Below are 12,871 nucleotides of genomic sequence, written 5' to 3'. Positions count from 1 at the left end.
CCCCATTGCTAGACTCTACTTAGGTTGTCGCCAAAATACAGCGGCTAACGCGGGTAGGATAATTATTGCACCGAGCATATTTACCACAAACATGAAGGTGAGCAATATTCCCATATCCATTTGGAACTTAAGTGCCGAGAAAAACCAAGTGCTCACACCAATCGCCAAAGTCAAACCAGTGAAAATCACCGCACTGCCCCGTTCGACTAAGGCTTCATAATAAGCCTGCTGCACTGGCATACCATTTGATAGCTTAGACGACATAGTGGATAAAATATAAATCCCATAGTCCACACCAATACCTACACCTAGAGCAATGACAGGTAAGGTACTGACTGCTAAGCCAATATCGAGTTGCGTCATCAAGGCTTGCGCTAATGTTGAAACCACATACAAAGGAATAATCACCGCGACTGTCGCTTTAAAGGATTTAAAGCTAATTAAACACAGTACAAACACGGCACCATAGACGTACAACATCATAGGCAATTGCGCGGCGGCAACGGCTTCATTGGTTGCAGCCATAACACCCACAGGCCCGGACGCAAGCTTAAACTGCAACTGTTCGTTATCCATTTTGGCAGCAACCGCTTTAACCTTAGCCACCACAGTTTCAATGGTTTCAGCCTTATGATCTTTCATAAACAAATACACAGGCATGACGGAACAATCGCCATTTAACAGCCCTGAAGTCGTTGGAATTTGACCAATGGCTTGTACTAAACTTGCCGTCGTGCGAGGTAGCACTTCCCACTTTGGATTGCCTTCGTTAAAGCCCGCATTCACTTTTTTTGCAACTGAGGCTAAACTCACGGTCGATTCAATCCCAGGGGTGTTGCGAACTAACCACTCAAATTCATCTATTTGGATAAGCATATCGTGGTAAGTACATGCCTCGGGGGAAGCTTCAACAATGACAGCCATCACATCTGTAGTGATAGAGAAATGGTCGGTGATAAAGAAGGTATCTAAGTTATAGCGTGAGTCTTGATGTAAAGCGGGAGCCCCGCCCTGCAAGTCACCAATTTTCATCTGATTAGCCTGCTGTAACCCGACAAAATATAACGCAATCGTCGCCACAATAACCACTATCGCATATTTAGGCGTTGCAAACTTTGCCAAGAAACGCCAAATCGCCTCTGCGCGCACTTCCTCCGCCGTAGGCTGTGCATGTTTAACGGCCTTCAATTCGGTGAAAGAAATCACTAATGGCAACAGGATAAGGTTAGTGAAAATAATCACACCCACACCTAAAGACGCAGAAATGGCTAGCTCACGGATAATGCCAATATCTATAGACAAAAGCGTAATAAAACCAACAGTATCAGAGAGTAATGCAACCCCTCCCGGCACTAATAAATTACGGAATGCCGAGGCAGCTGCGGCTTTAGTGGTTTGCCCATCCATCACACGGCGCCTGACCGCATTGATCATTTGTACACCGTGACTGACCCCAATCGCAAACACGAGGAATGGCACTAAAATCGACATAGGATCAAGACCAAAACCGATCACAGTCAATAGTCCAAGTTGCCACACCACAGCCATTAAACTACAGACTAAGGGCAGAACGGTCAGAATGATGGATTTAGAGAAGAGATAAACCATAACAGCCGTGATCAAAATGGCTATCAAGAAAAACAGTAATACGCCCTTGGCACCATCGGCGACATCACCCGCCATTTTAGCAAAACCTATAATGTGAATTTTAACCTTATCGGTTTCGAATTTTCCCCTCAGTTCATTTTCAAGTTGAGCCGCAAAAGCGATGGTATCCAGAGGCTTACCCGTTTGCGGATCAAAGTCCATTAATTGAGCCGACACCATAGCAGCACTGTAATCATTCGCGATTAATCGACCAACAATCCCCGCTTTTTCGATGTTATCGCGAACCGTATCCAGCCCAGTTTGGGTCGTTGAAAAATCAGCGGGGATCACTGGCCCCCCCGCAAAACCATCTTCTACGACTTCAGTAAAACGCGTCGAAGGGGAAAAAATGGATTTCACCTGTGAACGTTCGACCCCTGGGATAAAGAAGAGTTGGTCATGGACGTTTTTTAAGGTGTCAAAATAATTTGCATTGAAAATATTGCCACTCGTATCTTCGACCGCCACCATGATACTGTTCGCCCCCCCAAAATCCTTCTGATGTTTGAGGTACGTCTGCATATAACTGTGGTTTAGTGGAATATTTTTGATAAACGCCGCATCCATTTTCAGCTGACTGGCTTGGTATCCCAAAAACAGCGTTAATAACGCAAAAATGCCCACTACCCATGTGCGATTGCGAAATAAAAATAACTCAAATCCGTTGACCAGTTTTTCTAACATCTTCTCGGCCCTATTATTGTTGTTTTAGAATTTTATGGCTTAAGAATAAACAGCCCTTGGCTGCCTGATAACCACATATTCCCTTGATTATCTTTCGCGATAGAGACTAAATTTTCCCCTTGGCGACGGGTGACTATGCTACTGGTATCATCGCTATTTAGCTGTATCACAACCCCCGCATTCCCCACTAAATATAGCGTTTCATCCGACATAGCCATGACACCATTGATTGAAGATTGCACAGGCATTTCAATTTCATGCCATTGGCTCAAACTCAAATCAGCCTTAAATATATTCCCCCTAAGCCCCATTACATAGACGGCATCTTGCATTTCAATGGCATTGAACATAGAACCATCATAATCAAAACCAGTTCGGGTGAAAGTTATTCCCTTATCATTTGAAGCGGCCACTAAACCCAGTTCTCCAACGAGGACTAAGCGACCATCTTTTAAGGCGATAATACGGTTGAAATGGGGTAATAAAGAGGCTCGTTCATTCAAATAGGCGGCTTCATCGCTACCCTTTAACTCTGCCAAATAAGATACATCTTCTTCAACAAGTAATTCTTCATGGAACTCTGCGCTCCAATTCGCGCCACCATCATTAGTACGATAAAACAACCCATAAGCACCTATCGCCATGCCTTCTCGTTCATTTAAAAACAGGATATCGAGGAAAGGCTTTTCAATCTCACGGGATTGCATTTGCAACTGCCATGTTTGACCGCCATCCTGTGTATGCAAGATAGTCGCGTCATGGCCGACTGCCCAACCTAAAGTTTCATTGATAAAAAACACTTTGGTTAGCTGAACCGATGTAGGCGTAGTCACTTGCTGCCAATTGCCATCATAAACCAGCACATGCCCACGCTCACCCACCGCGACTAAGCGTTGACCCGTATCGGCAATATCTAATATTAATGATGATATAGCCAAAGGTTGAATTTGGGATGAAGGAGCCTCTGATGTCGCAGAAAACGAAGGGGAAATAAATAAACAACTGATACTCAACGCAGCAACACAATGAAGGATGCGAAACGACATACAAACTTCCTTAAACTAATGAGGGGCGCTTAGCGCCCCTTTAATATATGGCGGTTAACGAATACCTTCACGACGTAAGGCGTCTGGGGTAAAGTTGGCTTCGCTCAGTTGGGCATCAAAGTTATACATACCACTTTGGTTGTCTAACCCCATCACCAAATAACGACGAGACTGTAAATCATGGAAAACCTCTAAGGTATTCCATTGCGTCGGCACTTCGTAATAGTTCAAACCATGGGCAACGGCGACACGATATAACTCATCACGGTTATCATATAAATCTGCAACCGACACTTGCCATGAGTCTTCGTCTAGGTACATCACGCGGGTTTTATAAATATGGCGCATCCCCGATTTCAATGTCGCCTTCACTTCCCAAACACGGTGTTTTTCCCAACGAACATACTCAGGATTAATATGACCCGCTTTTAAAATTTGGTCATATTTCAGCTTATCTGAGTGCAATTTATAGTCGTTATACGGAATATAAATTTCTTTCTTGCCAATCAACTCCCAGTTATAACGCACTGGAGAGCCGTTAAACATATCGAAATCGTCCGTAGTACGTAGACCGTCAGAAACGGTACCCGGTGTGTCAAAGGCTACGTTTGGTGCCTTACGTACACGACGCTGACCCGTATTATAAGTCCAAGCTTGACGCGGCAATGCCTCTTGATCCATGGTTTCTTTAACCAAGAGTGCCGTTCCAGCCAAACGAGCAGGTTGAGTCACCACTTGCTTGAAATAGAATAAAGTATTGCTGGCTTTTAGCTGTTCTAAGGTGATCTCAGGCCGCGAGTATTCAAAACGCAGCTCTTCTGCCATTTCAACCAATGTAAAGTTACCATCTACGGTCGGTGCAGCTTGACTACGAGTGGTTTCAACCCCCACGCCACGGAAGCGTAAAATATGGTTCCAAATAGCCTCTAACCCATTGGTTGGAATTGGAAATGGAATACCGATCGATGCACCTGATAAGCCATTTCCTTGCGAGACTAACTCAGCGCGAGTCGCGTTTGCTTTAGTGGCATCATAGACAAACTGTGGCACGGAGGCGCTACGGCGAGTCTTATAAACATTCATTTTGTAAGTGTCAGGGTAAAGTTCAAACAACCTTAGCTGACCTGGGGTCAGAAAATCTTTATATTCGGCTTTGTTAGCACTAGTAATAGTAAATTCTATTTTATCCTCAGGGAAAGGATCGGGGTGATGCATACCTTTGGTATAACCCGCAACAGGCTTAGTTATACCTCCATCCCATGCAGGGATAGAACCATCGGCATTACCGGCTTTTTGTGCGCCCAATGGCGTTAATTCATTACCCAGTTTTGCCGCATCAGCCTCAGAGACCTTCGCCATTACAACGGGCGCTGCAAGTGCCATTATGACTGCACTCGCCAATATCGTCAGTTTCTTCATTGTTATAGTCCTTTTAGATCGAATACTTGATATTGAATGAAACATAATCACGATCTGCCATCGCATTCGTCGTACCGACACCACCAAAGAAGTTGTTATAGGACAGATCTGCGCCCCAACGGTTTTGATAGTCGAAGTTAAGACCTAATGCGACAGATTTGCGTCCTTCAGTAAAAAGGAACATAGGATCTGGTGTGATACCGTCTACATCATGGGAGAAAATCACCCGTGGATACATATTCACACCCGCAAACAGGTTGTTAAATTCAGCTTTAGCGACGATGCGGTAGCCCCAAGCAGAATCCGTTGGGAATGGATTTGTCTCTGGGCCATTGTGCAATGCTTGGATAATTCCCGGCATATCGGGGTTACCACCTGAGCGTGAAGTGCCAGGACCATTGAGACGCAGTTCATCAAAACCAGGCATATCATGGATCCATACACCACCCACTTCAGCCAGCATTGTTAAGTTATCTAAACCTAAGGTTGGGCCAAATAAATGTGTTAAGGTCATTTGTGCTTGGGTTGTGTCTAAGCGAATAAACCCATCAACGGTTTCTCCGGGTTGCACGTCTTTTATCTGTGAAATCCCATCAAGATCAGGGCGTATTCCCGCATTTGCAAGCTGTTGAGGCATACCTGCAAACAGTAATTCCACATCATCGATTTGCAACGGCTCATCTTGACGATGGGCAATTTCCGCCGCCACAGAAGTATCACCAATTAAGGTGTTAAAGCTAAAGCCATAAAGCTTGATATCTTCAGGGTAGACAATTTGAGCCTTGGAAAAGCTCTTCAAACTGAGTAAAAGTTCGCGGTTAATGTTGCCCGAGTTCTGGCCAATTGTTGCCAGATCGGATAGGATTGCCCCCGTGCTAAAATCAGCCGCTGTGCCACTGATTAATGGTCTACGACTATGGTAATTCATAAAATAGAAACCAAATTCGGTTTCACCGAGTGAAGGCGCATAATAACCGAACTTGACACCGTATTGACCACCGTCGCTTGGTTCTTCTTCATCCTGCACTAACGTCACTTTGGTCGGATAAGCCAATCCCATAGACACCAATTGTGCTGTTGGGATAGTCTGACCGCTGGCAATCATTCCCGCTAAAAGCTCATACTCTTGCATCACAAAATCTAAATTGATATCTGGGTTTGCGTTGAAACCCAGTTGCGCATTTTGGTTATAGCCACCAAAACCCGCAAAATCGTTGGTTGCAAAAATAGAACCTGGCGTTGGAACCCAAATAGGTTGCCAATCATATTGATAGAAAGCTTCAACCGATAGTGAATCTGTGATCCCAAGAGATAGCCACACCATCCCCTGAGGTCTAAAAGCTTCTTTGAGTTCAGCACCAGGAGCGTTAAGGATGTTTAAATCGACAGCGTTGATTTCACTAATCCCGTGGGCGATTAAGGTGCTTTCCCCCCATGAAACCACTTGGTCACCCAAACGAATGGATAAAGGGTTTGCGCCATCGTTTAAATCGAAATTACCATAAACGAATGCATCAAGTAGGCGAATATCCTTACACTGCACTTCAGAAGCTCGGCTATCTCTGCAAGGATCAAATTCTTCACCTGTTATAGGATCATTAAAATCATAACTACCATCGTTTAATTTACGATCATAAAAATACATACCGCGGGCGAATAGGCCATAGTTTTCATACTTAAGCGATAACTCATGTAAACCTTTAAATATCTCAGAAGTGGTATCACCTTGAGAGTAAAGCAAATTACTTAAATCATTGTTGCTAGAATAGGAGCCGGGTTGGGCCCAGATCTCTGTAGAAGTGTATTTCGTATTACCAAATGCACTGTAGTTAGACCAATCAAATTGAGGTTGGTTAACTTTACCAATTTGATTTCCCCAATCACGCTCTCCAACACGCCAACTCGCGCCAGCTGTCCAAGTTGAGTCAAATGTCCCCTTAACCTCACCCCAATCAAATGAGACCGCATTAACACTTGGCATTATTAATAAACTCAATGCCGACGCTACCCCCAAAGCAAGCGCCGACTTGTTAAAACTATTTTTAACAATTTTCATTTTAGCTCTCCGTACCCTGCTGGATTCTTTGTTTTAGGAATTACAACCAACATCTTGTTAGCTCACAGGTAACATCATTGTTACAGTAATTAATCCCCTTGGGCAAGGCGCAGTTAGAGAAAATTTTCCAAAGAATTAAGCACGTAGACACATTTCTGTCATAGATTCGTTAGGGTGAATTTAAATTAGAAAAGGATAAGATAGAAGGTAGGAGTAAAAACACACTAAAAAATCATATAATTCATTAACATAATTACAAACAAATTGTCACTTGATAAAATCCGTATTCATCCGACCGTTTAAAGTAATTACTCTAAGTAAAAATAAACAAATGCGAATTAAACACGATTTAATGAAACAAATTGTCCCTTATCATCGAGAACTAATTTGAAATAGCCATGGATCCCATCTTCAGTTAAAAAGCGCCGAAAATGGCGTCCATTAATCCATAGTATTCGACCTTGGCTTTCGCGGACTTCCACCTTATCAGCAACGCCCTGATAGTACGGTAAAAAATCCCTATAACTGATCGTTAATTTGAAATAAAATTCCATCAATGAATGGGCGACATACGCTGTCGCCCTCCTCCGGCTCAATCCTAATTTGCCAACGCTTTAGATACTTTCTCATACATATCTTTAGACAGATCGGGCAACGCTAAGAGCTGTGCTAGGCAAGACTTGATATGTGTTTGACGCGCTAAATCAAATTTACTGAATTGGATCAATGGCGTCACCAGTCGAGCGGCGACCTGAGGATTGAGTTGATTTAATGTAATTAAACATTCAGTTAAGAAAGCATAGCCCTTTCCATCGGCTCGGTGAAATTGGTAAATATTGCCAGCGGCAAAACTGCCAATTAAGGAACGTACCCGGTTAGGGTTGCCCATGCTAAAACTACTGTGTTGTTGCAACTGGCGTAGACTATCAATGACATCATCTACGTTGTGCGTTGCTTGCAACATGAACCACTTATCCATCACCAGAGGTGTATCACGCCAACGTAGTTCAAATGTCGACATTAATTCACTTCGGCAAGGTAAATCACCAACATTAGCGGCCATTAAGGCACCGAGGGAATCAGTCATATTAGTCGCGTTTTCAAACTGGGATATTACAAAATCTTCTGCTCCAACACAGACTCGGCTCATCCAATTTAGACATTGATTTTTAAGAGCGCGAGCCTGAGTACTTTCCACTGCTAATAGCGAACGATAAAGCGCAATTAACTCATCTTCACAATATGAGGCCAGTTCAGTTAACACAAATTCCCGAGCGCGGGCTAACGCGTCTAAATCGACGGTTTCAACCTGCTCAATCAAGGCTGATGCGGATGGAATTGCTAAAATCTCAGCAATTAAAGCCTGATCTAACTCAGTATTAAGCAACACACCCTTAAAGCTATCGCGCACCCTTTCGTCCAGAGTCATGGCTTGCTGCTGTTGCAGATGGGCCACATTCTGCCAAATAGCTTGGCTCACCAAAGTCACCGAGGCTTCCCAACGTGCGACTTCACTGCTAGCAAAACGCATCAAATGGACTAAGTGATCGACACCAAAGTTGTAATGCAGTTTTACTGGCGCTGAAAAATCCTGCAATAAAGAGACAAGGGGTTTATGGCTTAATCCTTCGAAACTAAAAACCTGATCTGCCTCTGTAAAATCAAGTACTTCATTAACTAATGACACCCCTCTGGTATCTAACAGTTCAATGCTGAAGGGAATATGCAATGGGGATTTACAGCCCGCTAAGGTCTGTTTGAGGCTAAGCTGATAAGTGCCTGAAGTTGCATCAAAACGATCTGTTACCGTCACTATCGGGGTGCCTGCTTGGCTATACCACAGACGGAATTGCGTTAAATCAACTCCGCTTGCATCCTCCATCGCAGCGACAAAGTCATCACAGGTCACGGCTTGACCGTCGTGGCGTTTAAAATACAATTTCATTCCTGCCTGAAACTTAGCTTCGCCGAGCAAAGTGTGCATCATGCGAATCACTTCGGCACCTTTGTTATACACTGTGACAGTGTAAAAATTATTCATTTCAATCACTGATCCAGGACGGATCGGATGGGACATTGGCCCCGAATCTTCGGCAAATTGCTGATTTTTGATCACTTTAATTGCGTGAATTCGATTCACCGCCCGTGAACCTAAATCGGAACTAAATTCCTGATCACGAAATACGGTTAAGCCTTCTTTTAAGCTTAACTGAAACCAATCACGGCATGTCACCCGATTTCCTGTCCAATTATGGAAATACTCATGCCCAACGACAGATTCAATACCGTGGTAATCTTCATCCGTGGCAGTCAAGGTATCCGCAAGCACATATTTGGTATTGAAGATATTTAAGCCTTTGTTTTCCATCGCGCCCATATTGAAAAAATCGACTGCAACAATCATATAAATATTTAAGTCATACTCTAGGTCAAAGCGCGATTCATCCCAAGCCATCGACTTTTTAAGTGATGCCATAGCATGCTCAGCTTTATGTAGATTACCTTTATCAACAAATACTTGGAGTATCACTTTGCGATGACTACGGGTGATAAATTCATCCTGTAGCATATCGAAATTCCCCGCGACCAAGGCAAATAGATAAGCGGGTTTCGGAAACGGATCTTGCCAGCACACATAGTGACGACCACCATCTAAGGACCCTTGGTCCATTAAGTTACCGTTGCTCAGTAAAAATGGAAATGCCGCACTATCTGCTTCTATTCGCACACTATATTTGGCGAGTACATCGGGACGGTCGAGAAAATAGGTAATACGCCTAAAACCTTCTGCTTCACATTGAGTGCAGTAGGCACCGTCGGACATATACAAACCTTCGAGGCTTGAGTTCGCCTCTGGATCAAGCTTAGTCACTATCGTCAACTCAAACTCATCGAGGGTGGTCTCAAGAGTTAAGTATCCAGCACCGACTTGGTAAGGCACAGCTTCGCCATTGATAGCAACCGATTCAAGAACAAGATCATCACCATCGAGCATTAGGGCTTGTGTATGTGATGACGTGCGTCTTACTGTGCTTATCGCTTTAACACGCGTATTTTTACCCGCTAAGTCAAAGACTAAATCAATGGTATCAATAGTGAATAGCGGGGCCTGATAATCTTTGAGGTACTTTGCTTGTGCTTGTGTCATTTCGATCCCTTTAACGCTGGTCTTAATAAGAAAAAACGCGCCATAAGCGCGTTTTAATATGGGGTACATCGATCCTTCTACAGCCTATTGCGCGCTAGTTTTAGCAAGCTTTTTAGCATCAATCATATCTAAGGTGATATAGGCGGTTTCATCTAGAAATGGATCCGGTGCTTCAGTAGTATCTTTAATGTCTTCCATGGATTTAACCACAGCTAAACCTTGAGCAACTCGGCGCTCATTGGTTCTATCTAGCAATTTTTTCTCATCAGCCTCACGAGAAGCAATTCGCTCGCTTTCGACTAAAGAAATTGTTTTCTCTTTATGATGCTTTTTAAATTCAGCAATATCTTGATTAATATAGTTAAACTCTACACTGTCCTTGATACGACCTAAGTGTTTTTTCTCTAAGTTGACAACCAGCTCAGGCGTCACTTCATTTAACGTATTGTATTGCGCTACTGGAACTTTATCCCATGGCAACGCATTTTTCTCTTCAGCTTCACCATACTCACCGGGCTCTAATGCACTTGGATAAGCAATATTAGGGGTTACCCCTTTAAGTTGGGTGCTGCCGCCATTAATACGGTAGAACTTTTGTATCGTGTACTGCACATGACCAATAGGCTTATCATACATATCGTAAATACGACCTAAGCTCTTATGTTGCTGTACAGTGCCCTTACCAAAACTTGACTCACCGACAATTAATGCTCGGTCATAGTCTTGCAATGCTGCGGCAAAAATCTCAGAAGCGGAGGCGCTATAACGATCAACCATTACCGTCAATGGACCTGAATAGCTCGTTTTGCCATCGTTATCACGGTGTGCAGACACACGGCCATCGGCATCACGAATTTGCACTACAGGGCCCATATCAATAAAGAGACCTGTCAGCAGTACCGCCTCTGTTAAGGCACCACCACCGTTTCCTCTTAAATCGATAACAATACCTTCTACTTTCGCATCGTTGAGTTTAACGAGTTCTTTTTCAACGTCCTGGGTCAAATTCATGTAAAAGCCAGGAATATGGATAACACCGACTTTACGATTTGCGTACTCACCTTCTTTAGGTTCAATCACTTTCGATGTTGCTGCACGATCTTCAAGGCGAATTTTGTCGCGTACTAAGGTCAAATTGAATGGTTTTGCGTTTGAGCCACCCTTCTTAGGTAGAATTTGCAGAACCACTTTACTGCCCTTTGGCCCCTTAATGAGGTCAACAACATCGTCTAAACGCCAACCAATGACATCGACAATTTCGCCACCTTCCTGACCAACACCGACAATTTTATCTTCAGGTGAAAGCTTCTCGCTACCTGCCGCTGGGCCACCCGCGATTAAGCTCTTAATCACAGTGTAGTCATCTTCAAGCTGCAACTGAGCACCGATACCCTCAAGGCTTAGATTCATTTCCATTTGGAAACGCTCAGCATTACGTGGCGATAGATAACTAGTATGTGGTTCTATGCTGCGGGAAAAGGCGTTCATCACACCTTGAAACACATCTTCACTGTTCGTTTGAGTGAGACGTTTAATCGCGTTGTTATAACGCTTTTGTAGAATATCAACTATTTCAGGCCACTTTTTGCCTGTCAGCTTAAGATTTAACGCATCATATTTAACACGTTGACGCCACAGTTCATTGATCTCTGCTTGGTCTTTAGGCCAAGCAGCATCTTCCCTATCGTATTCGTACACGTCAGCAGGAACAGTAAAATCTATTTCCTGATCCAATAATGACAAGGCATAAACAAACCCTTCATAACGGCGCTTTTGCACTATGTCAAACATCTTGTATGCAGGCTCAAGCTCACCGGAACTCAACATGTTATCGAATTGATTTGCATAAGGTTTAAAACTATCTACATCCGCTTGGGTCAATACATTGCGGCGGTAATCCAATTGTTGGAGATAGCGATCGAAGATTTGCGCTGAAAACGCATCGTCTAAGTTGAATCTGTGGTAATGCGAACGAGTATATAAGTCCGTCACTCTCTTACTGGCAACCTTATGTTGCGCCTCTTGCTTGAGAGTGGGTAACTCGCTGATTTGAATCGTGGGTGGTACGGCCCAAGCCGAAAATCCGACAAAAACAGTGGCAATCGAGATAGCCAAAGTGAGTTTTCGCATCAACAAGTTACTCCGTCTTAATAAATGATTACAGCAGGATATGTTCCGCTCTAACTTTAATCGTTAGACCGCTATCAAGCTGAACATGAATGTCCTCTTTATTAATGTCAGTGATCACGCCGGCTACGGGTGTCATACCTAACTTAACATTAACACGTTGTTTTTTCGCTAAATCGGTCAACTGTGCTTGCACTAAATTGACCACTGGCGCAGCAACTTTTGGTGCTGGTTTAGCAGGACGCTCAGTTTTAGGACGTTGAGGAACGGCCACTTTCTTAGGCGGTCTCTTGGCGGCAGCTTTAGGCGTGCTTGGTGCTTGTGCAGCACGTTTCGCCTTCGCTTTTTCCTGACTTTCTTTCAACATGGCTTGAGCATGATCAATATGCTCTTGCTCTAACTCACCACAGGGTTCGCCATCGAGGTTAACCCGTTGTGCGCCTGTTTTTACACATTTCAGGTAACGCCAGCTGCTGGTATAACGTCTTAAGGCAACTCGTAGTTGAGTTTTACTGACCTTAGAATCATCAGCCAACCTTTCAGCCAAATCTTGAAACAGTCCGATTTTTAATGGCTTGGTTTCACCTTCAGCAATAAAGCACAAAGGAAATGTTTCATACAAATACGCCAAAATTGCATTGGTGTCGGTCAACTTATCTGTTGATTCCATCATTACTTCCACAGTCAAAAAGGGACATCGAATTCGAGGCGATAAAAATCAGCTTCTTACGTGTCGTTTGTCTT

General features: G+C 43.6%; 8 protein-coding genes. All 8 read right to left on the bottom strand.

Annotated elements, in window-relative coordinates; genetic code table 11:
• Positions 1 to 15: 15 nt before the first annotated feature.
• Positions 16 to 2,331 carry an efflux RND transporter permease subunit gene (locus L2744_RS06945; RefSeq protein ID WP_248991230.1) on the bottom strand — a complete coding sequence of 772 codons (2,316 nt, stop codon included), beginning with the start codon at positions 2,329 to 2,331 and terminating at the stop codon, positions 16 to 18.
• A gap of 32 nt (positions 2,332 to 2,363) precedes the next feature.
• A complete protein-coding gene (locus L2744_RS06940) occupies positions 2,364 to 3,377 on the bottom strand; it encodes a WD40/YVTN/BNR-like repeat-containing protein (RefSeq protein ID WP_248991229.1) in 1,014 nt (337 codons plus the stop codon).
• Between the two features lie 54 nt (positions 3,378 to 3,431).
• A complete protein-coding gene (locus L2744_RS06935) occupies positions 3,432 to 4,796 on the bottom strand; it encodes a DUF1329 domain-containing protein (RefSeq protein WP_248991228.1) in 1,365 nt (454 codons plus the stop codon).
• 13 nt (positions 4,797 to 4,809) lie between these two features.
• Positions 4,810 to 6,852: a DUF1302 domain-containing protein gene (locus L2744_RS06930; RefSeq protein ID WP_248991227.1), complete on the bottom strand. Its 2,043-nt coding sequence runs from the start codon at positions 6,850 to 6,852 to the stop codon at positions 4,810 to 4,812.
• 338 nt (positions 6,853 to 7,190) lie between these two features.
• Positions 7,191 to 7,406, bottom strand: coding sequence for a DUF2835 domain-containing protein (locus L2744_RS06925; protein ID WP_248991226.1), 216 nt, complete (start codon positions 7,404 to 7,406; stop codon positions 7,191 to 7,193).
• A gap of 44 nt (positions 7,407 to 7,450) precedes the next feature.
• Positions 7,451 to 10,000 carry an aminopeptidase N gene (pepN, locus tag L2744_RS06920; RefSeq protein ID WP_248991225.1) on the bottom strand — a complete coding sequence of 850 codons (2,550 nt, stop codon included), beginning with the start codon at positions 9,998 to 10,000 and terminating at the stop codon, positions 7,451 to 7,453.
• 84 nt (positions 10,001 to 10,084) lie between these two features.
• Positions 10,085 to 12,130, bottom strand: coding sequence for a carboxy terminal-processing peptidase (gene prc / locus L2744_RS06915; RefSeq protein WP_181811378.1), 2,046 nt, complete (start codon positions 12,128 to 12,130; stop codon positions 10,085 to 10,087).
• 28 nt (positions 12,131 to 12,158) lie between these two features.
• Positions 12,159 to 12,797, bottom strand: coding sequence for an RNA chaperone ProQ (proQ, locus tag L2744_RS06910; protein WP_115014501.1), 639 nt, complete (start codon positions 12,795 to 12,797; stop codon positions 12,159 to 12,161).
• Positions 12,798 to 12,871: the final 74 nt, after the last annotated feature.

This window comes from Shewanella profunda, from assembly GCF_023283765.1.
Classification (GTDB): Bacteria; Pseudomonadota; Gammaproteobacteria; order Enterobacterales; family Shewanellaceae; genus Shewanella; species Shewanella profunda.
Note: the sequence above shows the minus strand (reverse complement) of the source record. Positions and strands in the feature narration are given on the sequence as shown.